Source organism: Flavobacterium psychrotolerans (genome assembly GCF_003097635.1).
GTDB classification, from domain to species: Bacteria; Bacteroidota; Bacteroidia; order Flavobacteriales; family Flavobacteriaceae; genus Flavobacterium; species Flavobacterium psychrotolerans.
Genome location: NZ_QCZI01000006.1, coordinates 1 through 18,469 on the forward strand (window position 1 = coordinate 1; position 18,469 = coordinate 18,469).

Genomic DNA, 18,469 nt, shown 5'->3' on the forward strand with positions numbered 1-18,469 from the left:
AAATCAGATTACAATAATGTCAATGAACTTGATTCTAACCAGCTGGTTTTCAACTTATTTTAAGTGGACACTAGTGAGATGGAATAGTGAAACTACACAAAACAAAAAACGCATTTGCCTAAGCAAATGCGTTTTTTGTTTTAGAGAGTTACCTCCCTATTCATCGTCAGAAATATAGGTTTTATTGCCATTTGAGTTGATGTAATATCTCCCTCCTCTAGGGCCAGTATATACTTTTTTTCCGTTGTACTCACCTGTAATTTTATCCGGAACTTTTGGGGCTTTTTCTGTTGTTTCTCTAACTTTTTCTGACGTTTTTTTTATTTTCGGCATTACCTTGTTTTCAACTTTTTTTGTTTCTTTTTTGGCGTCTGCAGTTGTTTTTTTTGTTTTTTCAGTTGTCTTATCGGTTAATTCTTTGATTTCTTTTTTTGCCTTATTTTTCGATTTTTTGGTTTTAGTGCCAATCTTGTCAGTTGTTTCTTTGGTTTCTTTTTTTATATCTGCTTTAGCTTTTTTTGTTTTAGCACCTACTTTATCAGAAGTTTCTTTGGCTTCTTTTTTGGCTTTAGCCTCAGCTTTTTTAGTTTTTGCAGCTTCTTTTTTTGCATCAGCCTCAGCTTTTGATGCTTCTTTTTTCATTTTGTCAGCCTCTTTTTTTGCAGCTGCTTTTTCTTTTTTTACTTGTGCCGCTTTTTCGGTTTTAGCTTTAGTGGCTTTTTTCTCTTTTGTTTCTTGAGCATAAAAATTACCAGAAAGAAGGAACACGAGACATATTAACAATAAATTTTTCATAATAGGTTGATTTTAAATTATTAATTAGGATAAAGTTAATAATTTAATTTTATATTTTAAGAAAAAAATTAAAAATATGCTCGTAATTGTATGCTTCCAGTATGTATCGTTTGGCTGGTTTCGCTCTTTCGGCCCTGATAGTTAAGGTTAACATCTAAAAACTGTGTTAAGTTTCGTTGAATCAACAATCGCCAGGTCATGTTTTGCCCTGGTTGCAATCCTTCTAGCATCTGGAAAGCTACTGCCGAGGCATCGTTTCCGTTAAATTTATTTTCATATAATGAAAATTCGCCATTCATCGTGAGTTTCTTTTCGCTGGCATAGGTAAAGGAAGTTCCAATTCGAGTTTGTTTCAGTGTTTCTAATTCGCTAATTTTATTTTCTTTGTTTTGGAGTTCATAAAACAAATCCCAACTTGCATTTCGGGAGAATAAATAGGAAATTTTAGGAGACAATTGATAGCCTTCTATGGTGTAATTTCGGGACGCATAATTCTCGACCATGGATGCTGTTCGGAGCGTTTTAGCGGCCATCGCAAACAACCAGCTTTTCTTGTATAAATGCTGGTATTGCAATTGATGGGAATCATTTTTACTTTCCAAAGAACCAACTGAAAGTAAATTCCTAGAGCGACTGTTCAAATAGGTATAGGTTACCGAATGGTCCTGTTTTCCTCGTTTGTAAAATAAACTGTTCCTAAAACTGGTATTCAATCCTAACAGATCTTCATCGGAATTATTAAATGGATTTAGGTCGAAATTGTTTCCGTTGCGCTTTATTTTTCGGTCAATCAAATAGGAAGTTTGGTTGTAGAAATACGACGCAATTTTTTTAAAACCCTGTTCATTTTGCCATTGATTTAAATTTAAAGTCACCGATTCCGAAAATTTATTTTGATGCGTTTTTATGAAAATCTGGTTGGGTAAAAATACGCGAACGTACTTGGCCTGATCGGGAAAAGGAGCAACTTCAAACTCTTGCAGTTCCTGGATTTCATTACCATTGTAATCATTCCAAGTGTAAACGCCTCGCCCGGGATCAACTTCCAGATAGGTAAATTCTTGTTGTGGAATGGTTCCGGAAGTGGTTTCAAAAGCCGTTGTAGTTTGAATAAATTGGTCGAAAAAACGAGAATTATACAAAATTCTGGAATTCAATGATGGTTCGTTCCCTCGAATAACATCAACATATTTCAAATTTCTATAATTCACAAAAACAGACAAATCGCTTTTTTCGTTCTGAATTAATTTCGATTTAATATAATAGGATTGCGAATTGTTCACGCGTTTTATAAACCCATTTTGCACACTATCGTTTTGTCGGGTTAAATACCCCATTTCGGCATACACTTTCGTACTATCACCCCGTCCTAAAAAAGCACCATATTCCGTAAATTTTTGGCTTAAAGCCGAAAACTGATTGGACGATTTAATTTTTCCCTGATTATTTTCCAATCTAAGGCTCGCGCCAACCCAGTTTTTATTGAAATGATACCGGGTTTGGGTTTGGTTTCGGATGAATTTTGAATCGGTTAAAGTGGCATCGCTATTCAAAAAACTCCCCTGATTTTGAATGTTCCAATGGTTGAATTTAAACAATCCATTGATGCTGTGGCGGCTTCCCGAAAACGTTTTGGTAAAATCAAGTTTTTCAAATTGATAGGTTAACAATCCCTTTTTAGGCAAATTAAAGTTCAAACCAGAAACCAATAAACTTTGATTTCCTGAAACAGAGGTAAGGTTCCAATCCCTATTGAACTCAATGGTGTAAAGTCGTTCGATGGTTCTGAAATCCTTTTGCACGAACTGAAAATTAGCAAAAGCATCGACTTCCCATTTTCCGGTAAAAAGACGCTTTTTCGAATTTATTTTTCCAGCCAAACCTTTATTATTGACGTCATCTTGAGAGGAGAAAAGATTCAGGTCGTTGTTGCTGATGCCTAACTCGAAATCAATGGAACTTTTTTCAGAAGGGTTGTATTTTCCTGTAATGGTGGCAATCTGTATTTTAGTGGGCGCAACCAAACGGGTTATGGGTTCGTAATTGCCCTGTTTAACACTGTTTATAGGTTCTACATAGGAATAAATTTTACCAATTGCCCCGGCATTAGATAATACATAATTTCCCAAATTATTTCCCACCAAACTATATTTTACATTATAAAGTAGTTCTTGGGAATTATTTGAATATTCAAAAGTTTCCACGCCATTGACGATTGTTTTTTTATACAGAATTTTATTTTCAGAATAACTGTCTGCATAGGCAGATGGTGCTGTCATCAAATCAGTATTGTCGCCAGCATTGACTAATATTTGGGCTTGTTCTGTAGATAAATTTTGCTGTAAAGGTTGGTTTTTCACGTCGTTTTCAGAATAAACATAAGCACCAATACTCCATTTTTCCTGTTCATGGGTGGCGCCAAAATAAGTAAGAAATCGAGTGTAATTTCTGTCGGAATATTGATATTCTATGTTAATTCTCATTTCCGAAGTGATGGGGAACAGCGTCGTAAATTTGATTTCTCCTGCATTATAATCAATCGTGTAATCATTGTTTTCACCTCGTTTCAGCAAAATTCCATTCACATAAACGCGTTCTGATCCTGAAATGACCAAAATGTACAATTCGCCATTAGATCCGCGCAATTTATAGGGGCCTTGATTTCCTTCCTGGCCTATAAAATTACTTTTGGCATATTGGCCTCGAACCAAAGCCGCCGAGGCAAAAACATTGGTTTTTTTTTCTGGGGTTCCAAAAGTAAAATTGGTCGATAAGCCCTGCACTTTTTTGTTGAAATTTAGAAAACTGGTTTTTCGGTTCTCCAAAAATAAATCTCCGGCACGAATGTTCCATTTGTCACTGAAAAGTTCAATGAATATTTGGTCAAATTCATCTAGTTTTTGCGAATAGCCGCCATTTTGCAGCGGAATATTACTGTCCTGAATGGAAGCGCGCAGGCTTACCTTATCGGATATTTTACCGGTAATTTGCAAATCGAGATTAGAGTTGACTACTGCGTTTTGGTTGTTGCCCACCGTGATTCCGCGAGTTATACTTCCCGAAGTGTTCAATCCGTCAAAAGGGACGAACTTTTTTACGGCATCATTAGAAACGCGGTATAAATTATTTCCGCTGGCATCGTTACTCACCACACGGCTGTCGTCATAAATACTGTATTCTTTCGTTAGATAATCGGGTAGTTTAAGATACTGAACGGTTATAGTGTCTAGATTTTTCGGCAGATTATCCTTAAAAATCAATGTTCCTTTTTGAAAATTAATTTTGTAAAAAGAAGTGTCAATTGCATTGGCATTGGTGTCAAGCAATTTAAAAAAACTCGAATTGATGCTGGTTTTCTCTACATGGATAGTGTCGTGAGAAACGGGAATTTTTTTGGTTTTATAAGGCGTGTTTATTTGTTGGGCTTGAAGCCCTGAAAAAGCACAAAGTATAACCCCAAAAAGCAGTTTTTGCAACATAAAGAATATAACGCCAAGACATCAAAAGTAGTGCGTTTTATTTGATATTTCAAGAGTTTGAAATCCTTATATTCCTGTTAACATGAAATTAAATCGCTTCCTTGGTCACAATTTGCATCGTTTCCCGACTCACTTGTTTCAACAAAACCTCCTTACCATCTTCAACCATTTGCGCCGCTTTTTCATCAAAATGTCTGATGGTGTAAAGCGAAACATTTTCGGTGTAAGAAACCTTGAATTTTTTTGCCAGTATATTTTTCAATTCATTAAAATTGCCAAATTTGTCTTCTACACAAATGGAGAAACTGATTGCAGAGTTTTGAATTAGACTTACTTTCATTTTGTATTGATGCAACAATCCGAAAATTTCGCTGATGTTTTCTTCCATGATAAATGAAAAATCTATTGAAGAAAGCGAAACCAACAATTGGTTTTTCTTTACGATAAAACAAGGCAACTGCGGCACCAAATCTTCCCCTTTAGAAACGCTGGTTCCCGGTAATAAAGGGTTAATGAATGATTTTACAAATAATGGAATTTCCTTTTTTTGTAATGGCTGTAAGGTTTTGGGATGAATAACGCTTGCTCCATAAAAAGCCAATTCGATGGCTTCCCGATAGGAAATTTGATTCAGCAAACTCGCATTTTCAAAATAGCGTGGGTCGGCATTCATCACTCCAGGAACGTCTTTCCAAATCGTCACGCTTTCCGCATTGAGGCAGTAGGCAAAAATAGCTGCGGTATAATCAGAACCTTCACGGCCTAAAGTGGTTGTGAAGCCATTTTCATCAGAACCTAAAAAACCTTGGGTAATATTCAAGACTTTTCGTTTTACGTTTTTAGAAATGTTTTTCTGTGTTAAATCCCAGTCCACTTCTGCATCACGATAGGTAGAGTCGGTTTTTATGAAGTTACGTACGTCTATCCAAGTGGTTTTTATACCCATGAAACTCATGAAATGAGAAAGGATAGTGGTCGAAATCAACTCTCCATAACTCACGATTTGGTCGTAAACAAAATTATAATTTGGAGATTTGTTGTGACTTAAAAAATATTCCAAATCAAAAAATAAGCCATTCACCGCAGTAAATACCTCATTATTTTCATCTTCAAACAAATCCAATAAAATTTGATTATGGTATTTTTTCACTTCTTGAACGGAAGATTGCAGAGTTGCCGATTTGTCAAAATAAGCTGCAACTACAGTTTCTAAGGCATTTGTTGTTTTTCCCATCGCAGAAACTACCAGTAATACATCTTCATAACCTACTTTTTGTAAAAGGTCGTGTACGTTTTTAATTCCTGCAGCATCTTTCACGGATGCACCACCAAATTTGAATACTCTCATATTTATTTCAGATTTTAGATTTCAGATTTTCAACTTGAAAAATGAAAGCCACTAATTTATATTTTGTTTTTTTCTAAAAATTCATTTATTCCATTGGAGTCCATTTGTGCCACACGCCAATCATTTAAAACGACAGCACCTGATTTTTCATAAAAATCAATGGCCGGAGTGTTCCAATCCAATACATTCCATTCAATTCTGCGGACTTTATCCTTTTTTCCTTGGGCAACTATTTCTTTGTATAAGGCATGTCCCAAACCTGAGCCACGCATTTCTTCTTTCACAATCAGATCTTCCAGATGAATTGTTCTTCCTTTCCAAGTAGAATAGCGGTAATAATACAAAGCCATTCCTACAATTTGCTCCGCCTGTTCGCTATCGCTCGAGTCATTGTTAATTGTAGCGACAAAAGTATGAAATAATGGATTTTCGCCAAAACCATCGCGTACTAAATCGTTAACCGTTACAACAACGGCTTCTGGTTCTTTTTCAAAAACAGCAAGTTCCTTAATTAAATCTAGAATAGCCGGCATGTCTTCTTTACGGCCTTTTCTAATTCCCATATTTTATTTGCCCATTTTTTTGATCTCAAGAACTATTCTTATAGTTTTTGGACTAAAAATTATCATTTAAGCGACAAATATACAATTCTGACAAACTATCTTGTGAAAATCATTTCAATTTCACAAAAACCCCGATATTTGTGTATAATTAACTACAACGATTTCGTTATGGAAAAACACAACAAAACACTAGGAGAATTTATCATTGAAAATCAAAATGCGTTTCAATATTCTTCAGGAGAATTATCGCGAATCATCAATTCCATCCGACTTGCTGCCAAAGTAGTCAACTACAAAGTCAATAAGGCGGGTTTGGTAGATATTATTGGTGCTGCAGGGGAACAAAACATTCAGGGTGAAGACCAACAAAAATTAGACGTTTATGCTAATGAGGTTTTTATTCAAACCCTTATTAATAGGGAAATTGTTTGCGGAATTGCCTCAGAGGAAAATGACGATTTCATTACTGTACAAGGTTCAGACAATAGCCACAACAATAAATATGTGGTTTTGATGGATCCTTTAGACGGTTCGTCAAACATTGATGTGAACGTTTCGGTTGGAACTATTTTTTCAGTTTTCAGAAGAATTACGCCTATTGGAACACCTGTTGCAATAGAAGATTTTTTGCAACCCGGCATCAATCAAGTCGCTGCCGGTTATGTTATTTATGGAACTTCGACCATGTTGGTTTATACTACGGGCTGTGGCGTAAACGGATTTACCTTAAATCCAGCCATTGGAACTTTCTATTTGTCTCATCCCAACATGCAATTCTCTAAGGATGGAAGTATATATTCCATCAACGAAGGAAATTATGTGCATTTTCCGCAGGGTGTGAAAGATTACATTAAATATTGCCAGTTTGAAGAAGGGGATAGGCCTTATACTTCCCGTTATATTGGAAGTTTGGTTTCCGATATTCATCGAAACATGATAAAAGGTGGAATCTATATTTATCCTACCAGTTCTAAAGCGCCAAAGGGGAAATTGCGTTTGCTCTATGAATGCAATCCAATGGCTTTTATTATAGAGCAAGCAGGAGGAAAAGCATCCGATGGTTTTGGAAGAATAATGGAAATTCAGGCTACGGAATTGCATCAAAGGGTTCCGTTTTTTGGAGGCAGTTACAATATGGTGGAGAAAGCTGAATGTTTTATGCAAAAGGCAAAATTGAGTAAATACTAAATATTTAAAAATAGGCTCCAAATTTTGGAGCCTGTTTTTTATTTGTTCATATTTTTCATTTCATAAATAAAAGTATCCAAATCTACTTTTTTATCAATAAGTAAAAGCGCTTTGTTAACAATATAATTGACATTGCTGGGGGTAAATCCTAAGGCAATTCCAAATTTTATCAAGAGCTGGTCTTGTTTGTCCCCTAAGTGGTGATCTCCACTAACCATCCTCGCCAAATCATACAGTCGCTCCAATCGTTCTACATACAAATACGGCGGATTAATAGGATATTTTAATGGGTTTTCTAAAATTTCTTCATATTCCTTTGGAAATATTTCAAGATGCAAAGCCAATTTGTCCAAAAAAGCTTTTTCTTCTGGAGTACATTTTCCATCAGCCAACGCAACACGAACAATGGCTGAGAAATGACCTTTATTTCTGTTTTTAAATTCGCTATCGAATAAGTCTGCTATTGACATAATGATTGGTTTTAGAGATACATACAAATATAATTCTATTTCAATTTTTATGAAAACTATTTCTTAATAATTTTTGTTTTTTATTCGGAAAATTCTAAAATGTTAAATCCAACGTCCTGTTTTCAAAATTAATTGTAATTTTACATTGCCTAAATTTTTAACACCAGATATAATGTCGGAATTTTTGACATATTTTCAATTAGCATGGGGGCATGTTTTAGATATTAAAGGATTTGACCACGTCTTATTTTTAATAGCTTTGGCATTGCCTTATGGCTTTAAAGACTGGAAAAGGTTGCTGCTTTTAGTCACCATTTTTACTATTGGTCAAACTTTAGCATTGTTACTTTCATTTTTCGGAATTGTTATTATTAAATTGTTGTTAGTCGAGTTTTTGATTCCAATAACCATATTAATCACCGCTCTTTTCAACTTGTTTTCAGTTGGTAAATCGTATAAGGGCAACAGCATCAATTTGATTGGGATTGTAACTCTTTTTTTTGGAATCATTCATGGTTTGGAATTTTCAATTTACTTTAAATCTATTATAAAAGGAAGTCTGTCAGATAAAATAAAACCATTATTCGAGTTTGCTTTAGGAATAGAAGTAGCCCAGATTTTGATAGTTTTAGTGGTTTTGATTTTCTCTTATATACTTCAAAACTTTTTCCGATTCTCCAAACGTGATTTTACTTTGGTTTTTTCCTCTTTTGTAATTGGAGTTGTATTGCCAATAATTATTGAAAGTGCCATTTGGAATTAATTTCGATTAAAGATAGAATTCAAACAACCTTAACCCTATACTAGAATTGCTTAAAAAAGTTTTTCAAAACACTAAATGGAATTAAAAAAATTAAATAAATACGACAAAGCCTATCTTCGGATTGCTAAAGAATGGAGTCTTTTGTCCTATTGTAAGCGTAAGCAAGTGGGTGCAATAATAGTGCGCGACCGAATGATTATTTCGGATGGATATAACGGAACGCCTTCTGGTTTTGAAAATTGTTGTGAAGATGATGAAGGGATAACTAATTGGTATGTATTGCATGCAGAAGCGAATGCAATCCTAAAAGTGGCGCGTTCTACACAAACCTGTGAAGGAGCTACGTTGTATATCACGCTTTCTCCCTGCAAAGAGTGCAGTAAATTGATCCATCAATCTGGAATTAAAAGAGTGGTGTATCAATTGGGTTACAAAGACAACGCTGGGATAGATTTTTTAACCAAAGCGGGGGTGATTGTTGAACAAATTGAAGTCTTAGAATAAACATGAAAAAGCGCAATATCTATTTTCCCATACTACTTTTTTTTATGCTTGCACTCGGGGTTTTGCTTGGCGGATACTTGAATTTCCCTATTGAAAAGAGGGGGCTTTCCAAAAATGATTCTAAAAATAAGCTCTACAAAATAATTGATTTTATCGACAATGAATATGTAGACAAAGTCAATACGGATTCTATAGTAAACCTTACTGTCAATGACATTATGACCAAACTCGATCCGCATTCTGTTTACATTCCACCAAGCGAACAAACAGGCGTTGCGGAGAGCATGAAAGGTGATTTTGTGGGAATTGGAGTGAATTTCTATATGTATAATGATACGGTTGCCGTAATCAAACCTTTAGAAAATGGGCCTTCGGAAAAAGCGGGAATTAAGGCCGGCGACAGGATTTTGTATGCCAATAATTATAAATTATTTGGACGAAAATTATCTACCGACAACTTGTTTGCCAAACTAAAAGGAGAAGAAGGTTCTGAAATAGAATTGACTATTTTTAGAAAAAGCGAAAATAAAAAGCGCAAAATAAAGCTGAGACGAGATGTGGTTCCCATAAAGAGTGTGGATGTTGCTTTGATGGTGAATCCAGTGACGGGATACATCAAAATCAATCGATTTGCCGAAACGACTTATGATGAGTTCAAATCCGGTTTGCAGAAACTACAAAAACAAGGCGCTAAATCAATAATTCTTGACGTTCGAGAAAATGGTGGCGGTTATATGGAAATGGCGGCTCAAATTGCTGATGAATTTTTAAAAGACAAACAGTTAATCGTTTTTCTGAAAAACAGAAAAGGGAGAATCGATAAAACATTTGCGACTAAAAAAGGAAGCTTTGAAACGGGAAAAGTGGCCGTTTTAATTGATGAAAATTCTGCTTCGGCCAGTGAAATTCTAGCGGGCGCAATTCAGGACAATGACCGGGGAATTATTGTGGGACGTCGCTCTTTCGGGAAAGGGTTAGTGCAACGTGAAATGAATTTTGATGATGGTTCTGCGGTTCGATTGACCATTGCAAGATATTATACGCCTACGGGCCGCTCCATTCAAAAACCCTATAAAAAAGGGAATGAGGACTATTTTAATGAATTTGGCACCCGTTTTCAAAACGGGGAATTGTACGATAAAGACAGCATAAAAATTGCGGACACTTTAAAATTTAAAACGCCAAAAGGAAAAATTGTTTACGGTGGTGGCGGAATTGTCCCTGACGTTTTTGTTCCTCTTGAAGGGAAGCACGGGGAGGAAAGTGTGGTTTATGTCATGCAACAATCTGGAGTTGTGGGGCATTTTGCTTTCGAGCAACTGGATAAAGACAGAAATGCATTTAAAGGATTGACCTTTGCTCAATTTTTAGACAAAATGGATAAAACCGATTTGTATTTTACTAATTTCCAGAACTATTTGTTGGATAATGGTGCCTTAGTAAAATTGTCTGCAAGCAAGTCTTTGGTCAAGCGCTATTTGGCTGCTGAATTTGCCAGACAACTTTTTGACGAGCAAAAATATTATGAGATTGTTTTGAAAGAAGATGCCATGATTAAGGCCGTTTTGAATAAAAAATAGAATTTTTATTTTTTGATGCTATCGTGACTTTGAGAGTCAACTCCGCCATTCCATAAAGTCAAAATATCGGTGGCTACAGAGGCTCCACTTCCGGCAGCAATGGCCAATTGGCTTCTCCAACCTGCAAGCGTTCCCACAACATAGATACCTTCGGCAACTTTGTGGTCGGTATTTTTTAATTGTATTCTTTGTTTCTCGACAATCGTTTTTTGATGTGGTTCTACGTAGCCCATCAATCCTTCGATGGCAAAAGTATTTGCAGAGCCAATGGCTACAATAATAATTTTAGTGGAATAGGATTTTTTATTGGTGACAACGGTAAAATTAGGAAATGTGCTCTCTATTTTTAAGACTTTTTCATCAGCAATTTGCAATACATGGGGATATAATTGCGACAAATGTCCAATGCTCTCCGATAACAATTCGGAACCTAATTTTCCGGGAGTAATTCCGTAGGCGTTGTTAAATAATGCTTCTTGTAGAGCTGACGTTCTTTGATGGGTAATGATTCCAATTTTTTTATCGACAGCAAAGGGTTTATTTTTGGCTGAGCCTAAAATTAATGCACATGACATTCCAGAAACGCCACCACCAATAATTAAGACATCAAACATGCAATTATTGATTTTTGGTTTTTTCCTGAATCATTTTAGACATTCTAAAAATAAGCAAAATAAGAACAGCACAAAAAGAAGCAGTGATGCCAATTAATGCAATGATACTGTTGCCTTCAAATAAATGATTAAAATCAAGAAGCGTAATGTTGAAGATGATTAAAGCTAAAGCTAAAAAGACTAATATAGAAGTAAAAATTTTCATTTTGAATGATTTAATTTGGTGTGAAATTAATAAAAATTGGTTACATGAACAAACCTTTAACATTCGCCGCAAATAATTTAACAGCAATGGCTAAAAGGACAACACCAAAGGCTTTTCTGACAACGCCTAAGCCAGTTTTGCCTAACATTCTTTCAATTTGGGAAGAGGATTTTAAAACGGCATATACCAAAATAATATTTAGGACAATGGCAACCACAATATTTTCGGCGTGATATTGGGAACGTAGGGAAAGTAAGGTCGTCATTGTTCCGGCTCCCGCAATCAAGGGAAAAGCAATAGGGACTATCGAGGCTGAACTCGCTCCTTCATCCCGATAAATCCGAATGCCTAAAATCATTTCCAATGCTAAAAAGAATAACACAAAGGAACCTGCTACGGCAAAGGAGTGGACATCGATACCGATAAAGCTCAGGAGTTCTTCGCCTACAAAAAGAAAAACAATCATGATGATTCCTGCAACAAGTGATGCTTTTTCGGATTCGATATGCCCGTGTTTGGTTCTCAAATCCACAATAATAGGAATGGTTCCCACGATGTCTATTACGGCAAAAAGCACCATTCCAACGGTAATTATTTCTTTAAAATTCAGTTCCATAAGTTTCTTTTAAAGCGCAAAAGTATTGATTTTAGGGTAGTTAAAAGCTAAATTCAGGTTAATTTTAAAGTTTAGATGTTTCAAAAACAATTGGGGTATGGTCAGAATAGCGTACTTTTACAAAAACTTTTGAAATGAATAAAGCACTATTCTTTTTAGCAATTCTTTTTACATGTGCTTCTTTCGGGCAAATCACGTTGGAACACACCTATGATAATGGTGTCGTAACCCGAGTGAAACTGGAATATTCAGGAGAGAAATATTATTTGTTTAAAAGGGCTACCAATGAATTGGTTTTTTATAATGCCGATCATAGTTTATGGAAAACAATTGTATTGCCAGCGCCAGCTCCAAATGAAATATTACCGCCTACTCATTTGTTTCATGTTTCTGAAGCCAAAATAAACCCAGATGCTAATTTAGAAATTATTTATGGGGCTTATAATACCGCTTCTCAACAATACGAGAGTAGAATTATTTCTGAAAACGGTATAATTTTGTTAACGATACCCAATGCTTATCAAGTGGATTTAAATGAAATACCGGGACTTCCGAATAAAATAATTGTAAAAAACTTCACTACTTCAATTAGCAGAGTATATTCAGTTCCGGAACTTGTTTTAGAGAATACTTATACTGGTGGTGATGTGAACAGGATTAAACTCGAAAATTCAGGTGAAAAATATTATTTATTGGACAAAGTAAATAACAATATTAAGGTTTACAATCAAAATCACAGTTTGTGGAAAACTATCAATTTAACAAAACCAGCCAATGCGACATATTCTGACCTCGGTATTATTTCAGAAAGTCAAATTAATCCGGATGCCTTGTTAGAAATAGGATATACATATTACACCTCCAATGGCAGTAGCTTTAATTATGTTGGTAAATTAATAAGCGAAAATAATGTTGATTTACTGACAATCCCTCAGGCAGAAACAATGTATGTTAGTGTTTTGGAAGGTTGTGAAAATAAACTTATAGCTAAGATTAATTATAGTAATAGCTCCTACGGAAACATAATTTATTCTTCAAATGTATATAAATTGCCCAGTTTGTTGCTTGAGAATGCCTATGATGGTGAAATTACCAGAATCAAATTGGAAAATTCGGGTGAGAAATACTATACTTCCAATCAACCTTTAAACAACCAAGCCAAAATTTATAACAACGACCATACCTTATGGAAAATCATAGGTCTTCCAGTTCCTTATGAGGGCTATTCTGTAGCTTCTGTTAATCATATCTCAGAATCAAAAATAAATCCAGACACATTACTTGAATTGTCATATACCTATTACTCCCCGATGATAATGGAGCCTTATTATTGGAGTAGCGTGATTAGCGAAAATGGAACGGTTTTAGTTACGGGTGGTGGTGGCGGTTTCTATCTAAGTGAAATCCAAGGATTAAACAATAAATTGATTGGTAACGGTAAAGTATATTCATTAGAAACAATGAAAACAACAGATTTTGTGAGCCATTCTAAAGTTTCAGTTGCTCCAAATCCAGCTTCTTCACTCCTAAACATAAACTCTAAATCTTCGCCCATTATTGAAGCTGCCATTTATAACACGATAGGGGCTTTAGTAAAACAAGACCATTCTCTAAATATCACCAAAATGGATGTTGAAAATCTTCCGTCAGGAATTTATGTTCTTAGATTAAAGGATGTCAACAATCAAAAATCGACTCATAAAATTACCATTTCACATTAATACACCATGTTTCAACTAGGAAAAACCATTGTCTCAGAAGACATTTTAGAAAAAGATTTTGTTTGCAATTTATCAGCCTGCAAAGGCGCTTGCTGTGTCGATGGCGATGCCGGAGCACCTTTGAGTTTGGAGGAAACTAAAATTTTGGAAGAGATTTATCCAAAAGTAAAACCCTTTCTTCGCAAAGAAGGAATTGCGGCAATAGAAGCACAAGGAACTTGGACAAAAGGAACCGATGGTGATCTCGAAACGCCATTGATTGACAATAAAGATTGCGCTTATGTCATTTTTGACGGAAAAACCGCTCTTTGTGGTATCGAGCAAGCCTACAACCAAGGTGTAATTGACTGGAAAAAACCTGTTTCCTGTCATTTGTATCCTATCCGGGTGAAGGATTTTACGGAGTTTGCCGCTGTTAATTATGACAAATGGGACATTTGTGACAATGCCTGCTCTTTAGGTAAGGAATTGGAAGTTCCGGTATATAAATTTGTCAAGGAAGCGCTTATTCGAAGGTTTGGAGAGGATTGGTATTTGGAGTTGGAAAAAGTGGCAGAGGAACTGAAAAATAATTAAAAATCAATCGGAATTCCCCTTGTTTATTATTTATATAATCCTATATTTTACGGTACTTTACTTTATTTTTAATTTTTTATAGTACTGATATTCAGCGGTATAAATTTATTTAAGAAAAACATTGTTATTCCTTCGTTTGTTAAAAACTAGGGTCGATTGTGAATAAGTTTGGCTTTCTTTTTCAGTTTCAAATGACAATCTTTGTGCTCTTATTAAAGCAATTTTTTTGTTTAAAACGTTATAAATACAAATACAGACAATGTCTCAAATTGAACCCATATTACAAGAAAATAAAAATCGTTTCGTCATTTTTCCTATCAAACACCATGATATATGGGAATTTTACAAAAAAATGGAAGCCAGTTTTTGGACTGCCGAAGAAATTGATTTGGCACAAGATTTGAACGATTGGAACAATAAATTAAGTGAGGACGAAAAATATTTTGTGAAACACATTCTTGCTTTTTTTGCGGCTTCTGACGGAATTGTTAATGAAAATTTAGCCCAAAATTTCATCAATGAAGTGCAATATGCCGAGGGGAAATTTTTCTATGGTTTCCAAATCATGATGGAAAACATCCACAGTGAAACCTATTCGCTATTAATTGACACGTATGTGAAAGACGAAGCCGAAAAAGACGAATTGTTTACGGCAATCGAGGTTTTTCCGGCTATCAAGAAAAAAGCGGATTGGGCTTTAAAATGGATTGAGTCGGACTCTTTTGCGGAACGGCTGATTGCTTTTGCAGCCGTAGAGGGTATCTTTTTCTCTGGAAGTTTTTGCTCTATTTTTTGGTTAAAAAAACGGGGTTTGATGCCTGGCTTAACTTATTCTAACGAATTAATTTCTCGTGACGAAGGGGTGCATTGCGATTTTGCCGTGCACTTACATAACCACCATTTGATAAACAAAGTGCCAAAAGATAGAATTAGAAAAATTATCGTTGACGCGCTGGATATTGAACGTGAATTTATAACCGAATCGATTCCGGTGAGTTTAATTGGGATGAATGCCTCATTAATGACGCAATATTTGGAATTTGTAACCGACAGATTATTGGTTGAATTGGGTTGTGAAAGAGAGTACAATACGGCAAATCCATTTGATTTTATGGATATGATTTCGCTTCAGGGAAAAACCAATTTCTTTGAAAAGAAAGTGGCCGAATACCAAAAAGCAGGAGTAATGAATACGGATAGTGATGCCCAAAAAATTAGCTTTGATGCCGATTTTTAGAATTTTAGCTATAAAGTCACTAAAAATAGGCTAAGTTCAAAATTCAGGCTAAAACCCCGTTACAAATACTAAAATTAAAGAAAAAAACTTGTATCTTAGTGTATTTGTGGCAAAATATATTACAAATAACCCAAAAACAGAAAAGGGATTTTCTGTTTTTTTTAAGAAGAAAAAAATATGTACGTAGTAAAAAGAGATGGGCGCAAAGAGCCGGTAATGTTCGACAAAATTACCGATAGAATTAAAAAACTATGCTATGGTTTAAATGATTTAGTGGATGCCGTAAAAGTAGCCATGCGTGTAATTGAAGGATTGTATGATGGTGTTTCGACATCGGAATTAGACAATTTAGCGGCCGAAACGGCGGCTTCCATGACCATTGCTCACCCCGATTATGCACAATTAGCAGCGCGTATTGCGATTTCTAATTTGCACTCTAACACAAACAAATCCTTCTCGGAAACGATGAATGATATGTTTCATTACGTAAATCCAAGAAACGGGCAGGATGCCCCATTACTTTCGGAAGAGGTACATGCCGTGATTATGGAAAATGCTGAATTTTTGAATTCGCATATTATTTATAACCGGGATTTTAACTATGATTATTTTGGTTTCAAAACATTAGAACGTTCTTATTTGCTTAAAATAAACGGTAAAATTGTTGAAAGACCCCAACATATGTTGATGCGTGTTTCGGTGGGAATTCATTTGAATGACCTTAAGTCTGTGATAGAAACGTACGACTTGATGTCTAAGAAATTTTTTACCCATGCGACGCCAACACTATTTAACGCTGGGACTCCAAAACCTCAAATGTCCTCCTGTTTCCTTTTGGCAATGAAAGATGACAGCATTGATGGGATTTATGATACGTTGAAACAAACGGCAAAAATCTCCCAGTCGGCTGGCGGAGTAGGGCTTTCTATTCACAATATTCGCGCAACAGGATCTTACATTCGCGGCACTAACGGAACTTCAAACGGAATTGTTCCCATGTTGCGTGTTTTTAATGACACGGCACGTTATGTTGACCAAGGTGGCGGAAAACGCAAAGGAAGTTTTGCTATTTACATTGAAACTTGGCATGCCGATATTTTTGAATTCCTAGACTTGAAAAAGAATACCGGAAAAGAGGAAATGCGCGCCCGAGATTTATTCTTTGCTATGTGGACTTCGGATTTGTTCATGAAACGCGTGCAGGAAGACAGTTATTGGACCTTAATGTGTCCTAATGAATGTCCAGGATTATATGATGTGTACGGAGAGGAATTTGAGGCGCTATATACGGATTATGAGGAAAGAGGAAAAGGCAGAAAAACCATTAAAGCACATGAATTGTGGGAAAAAATTCTAGAATCACAAATCGAGACCGGAACACCCTACATGTTGTATAAAGATGCAGTTAACAGAAAATCAAACCAAAAAAATCTAGGTACCATTCGTTCCTCGAATTTGTGTACCGAGATTATGGAATTTACTTCTAAAGATGAGGTCGCCGTTTGTAATCTGGCTTCAATTTCATTGCCAATGTTTGTGGAAAACAAAAAATTCAACCACAAATTGTTGTACACGGTGACCAAAAGGGTGACCAGAAATTTGAATAAAGTTATCGATAGAAATTATTATCCTGTTATAGAGGGGGAAAATTCTAATAAGCGTCATAGACCAATAGGTCTTGGTGTACAAGGATTGGCCGATGCTTTTATCCTATTGCGTTTGCCATTTACGAGCGACGAAGCTAAAAAATTGAACCAGGAAATTTTTGAAACGCTATATTTTGCTGCGGTAACCGCATCGATGGAAATGGCGAAAGAAGAAGGGCCATATTCCAGTTTTGTGGGTTCGCCTATTTCGCAGGGAGAGTTCCAGTACAATCTTTGGGGATTGAAAGACGAAGAACTTTCTGGTCGTTGGGATTGGGCAAGTTTGAGAAAAGAGGTAATGAAACACGGAGTTCGAAACTCATTGTTAGTGGCGCCAATGCCTACGGCTTCTACATCACAAATATTAGGGAATAATGAAGCTTTTGAGCCTTACACTTCTAATATTTATACAAGAAGGGTGCTTTCAGGAGAATTTATTGTGGTGAACAAGCATTTGTTGAATGATTTAGTGGAACTTGGTTTGTGGAACGAAACCTTGAAACAGGAGTTAATGAGAAATAACGGTTCGGTTCAGGACCTAAATATTCCACAAGACCTGAAAGATTTATATAAAACGGTATGGGAAATGTCTATGAAGGATATTATCGATATGTCTCGTCAGCGGGGTTATTTTGTAGATCAATCACAGTCGTTGAACTTGTTTATGCAAAATGCGAATTATTCTAAATTGACGTCGATGCATTTCTATGCTTGGCAATCGGGATTGAAAACGGGAATGTACTATTTGAGAACTAAGGCTGCGGTTGACGCCATAAAATTCACCTTGAACAACGATAAAAAAACGGAACCTATAGCAGCTGTGGCTGCAGTTGCCGTTGCGGTTGAAGCTGCGCCACAAGAAATGTCTGCCGATGAATACAGAGCCTTGATTGAGCTTTCTAGAAATGCAGATGCAGAGGATTGTGAAATGTGTGGGTCTTAGTTTTAGATCGAAATTATAATAGGCAAACTTGTGATTTTGGATCAGGTATAAATATAAAGCAGTTATCGTAATGGTAGCTGCTTTTTTCATGAACATAATTTTGATCCGTACGGTATTTTGTCACGCTAAAAAATGCTGAACAAAAAGATTTTCAATTCGCTATAAAGCTTTTGAATATGCACAATAAATATGCAAGAGAAAGTTTATCACAATCTTTCCCG

At 35.8% G+C, this 18,469-nt stretch carries 16 protein-coding genes; 8 read left to right on the plus strand and 8 right to left on the minus strand.

All coding sequences use genetic code 11. The features are described 5' to 3' along the window. Positions 1–156: 156 nt before the first annotated feature. The 4 genes from DB895_RS06000 to DB895_RS06015 all read right to left on the minus strand — a co-directional run bounded on the left by DB895_RS06000 (position 157) and on the right by DB895_RS06015 (position 6,185). Positions 157–795: a hypothetical protein gene (locus DB895_RS06000; protein ID WP_116724464.1), complete on the minus strand. Its 639-nt coding sequence runs from the start codon at positions 793–795 to the stop codon at positions 157–159. 68 nt (positions 796–863) lie between these two features. Beyond that, on the minus strand, positions 864–4,274 hold the full coding sequence (locus DB895_RS06005) for a hypothetical protein (RefSeq protein WP_116724465.1): 3,411 nt from the start codon (positions 4,272–4,274) through the stop codon (positions 864–866). Between the two features lie 88 nt (positions 4,275–4,362). Beyond that, a complete protein-coding gene (locus DB895_RS06010; RefSeq protein WP_116724466.1) occupies positions 4,363–5,622 on the minus strand; it encodes an aspartate kinase in 1,260 nt (419 codons plus the stop codon). 56 nt (positions 5,623–5,678) lie between these two features. Next, positions 5,679–6,185, minus strand: coding sequence for a GNAT family N-acetyltransferase (locus DB895_RS06015; RefSeq protein ID WP_116724467.1), 507 nt, complete (start codon positions 6,183–6,185; stop codon positions 5,679–5,681). A 168-nt stretch (positions 6,186–6,353) separates the two neighbouring features. Here DB895_RS06015 and fbp point away from each other — a divergent pair, with 168 nt between their 5' ends. Then, complete coding sequence (gene fbp, locus DB895_RS06020) at positions 6,354–7,373, plus strand: class 1 fructose-bisphosphatase (RefSeq protein WP_116724468.1); 1,020 nt, start codon at positions 6,354–6,356, stop codon at positions 7,371–7,373. A gap of 38 nt (positions 7,374–7,411) precedes the next feature. Here fbp and DB895_RS06025 read toward each other — a convergent pair whose 3' ends face one another. Further along, a complete protein-coding gene (locus tag DB895_RS06025; RefSeq protein WP_116724469.1) occupies positions 7,412–7,843 on the minus strand; it encodes a tellurite resistance TerB family protein in 432 nt (143 codons plus the stop codon). 172 nt (positions 7,844–8,015) lie between these two features. On the opposite strand from DB895_RS06025, the gene DB895_RS06030 reads away from it, so the two are divergent. The 3 genes from DB895_RS06030 (at position 8,016) to DB895_RS06040 (ending at position 10,690) form a co-directional block, all read left to right on the plus strand. Further along, entirely contained in the window at positions 8,016–8,606 is a 591-nt protein-coding gene (locus tag DB895_RS06030; RefSeq protein WP_116724470.1) for a HupE/UreJ family protein, read from the plus strand. Positions 8,607–8,681: 75 nt separating this feature from the next. Next, positions 8,682–9,110 (plus strand): deoxycytidylate deaminase, encoded by a 429-nt coding sequence (locus DB895_RS06035; RefSeq protein ID WP_116724471.1) that lies wholly within the window; start codon positions 8,682–8,684, stop codon positions 9,108–9,110. 2 nt (positions 9,111–9,112) lie between these two features. Then, entirely contained in the window at positions 9,113–10,690 is a 1,578-nt protein-coding gene (locus tag DB895_RS06040; RefSeq protein ID WP_116724472.1) for a S41 family peptidase, read from the plus strand. A gap of 5 nt (positions 10,691–10,695) precedes the next feature. Here the strand turns inward: DB895_RS06040 and DB895_RS06045 are convergent, their stop codons facing one another. From DB895_RS06045 to DB895_RS06055, 3 genes are read right to left on the minus strand one after another with little or no spacing between them, the layout of a single operon-like run. After that, positions 10,696–11,304, minus strand: coding sequence for an FAD-dependent oxidoreductase (locus tag DB895_RS06045; RefSeq protein ID WP_116724473.1), 609 nt, complete (start codon positions 11,302–11,304; stop codon positions 10,696–10,698). Positions 11,305–11,308: 4 nt separating this feature from the next. Continuing rightward, a complete protein-coding gene (locus DB895_RS06050) occupies positions 11,309–11,509 on the minus strand; it encodes a hypothetical protein (RefSeq protein ID WP_116724625.1) in 201 nt (66 codons plus the stop codon). A gap of 40 nt (positions 11,510–11,549) precedes the next feature. Continuing rightward, positions 11,550–12,125, minus strand: coding sequence for a MarC family protein (locus tag DB895_RS06055; RefSeq protein ID WP_116724474.1), 576 nt, complete (start codon positions 12,123–12,125; stop codon positions 11,550–11,552). A 134-nt stretch (positions 12,126–12,259) separates the two neighbouring features. Here DB895_RS06055 and DB895_RS06060 point away from each other — a divergent pair, with 134 nt between their 5' ends. The 4 genes from DB895_RS06060 to DB895_RS06075 all read left to right on the plus strand — a co-directional run bounded on the left by DB895_RS06060 (position 12,260) and on the right by DB895_RS06075 (position 18,248). Further along, the gene (locus DB895_RS06060) at positions 12,260–13,846 is read left to right on the plus strand and encodes a T9SS type A sorting domain-containing protein (RefSeq protein WP_116724475.1); all 1,587 of its coding nucleotides are present in this window, start codon (positions 12,260–12,262) and stop codon (positions 13,844–13,846) included. 6 nt (positions 13,847–13,852) lie between these two features. Continuing rightward, entirely contained in the window at positions 13,853–14,422 is a 570-nt protein-coding gene (locus DB895_RS06065) for a DUF3109 family protein (protein ID WP_116724476.1), read from the plus strand. A 259-nt stretch (positions 14,423–14,681) separates the two neighbouring features. Then, positions 14,682–15,659, plus strand: coding sequence for a ribonucleotide-diphosphate reductase subunit beta (locus tag DB895_RS06070; protein ID WP_116724477.1), 978 nt, complete (start codon positions 14,682–14,684; stop codon positions 15,657–15,659). Between the two features lie 177 nt (positions 15,660–15,836). Beyond that, positions 15,837–18,248: a ribonucleoside-diphosphate reductase subunit alpha gene (locus DB895_RS06075; protein ID WP_116724478.1), complete on the plus strand. Its 2,412-nt coding sequence runs from the start codon at positions 15,837–15,839 to the stop codon at positions 18,246–18,248. The last annotated feature ends 221 nt before the right edge of the window (positions 18,249–18,469 follow it).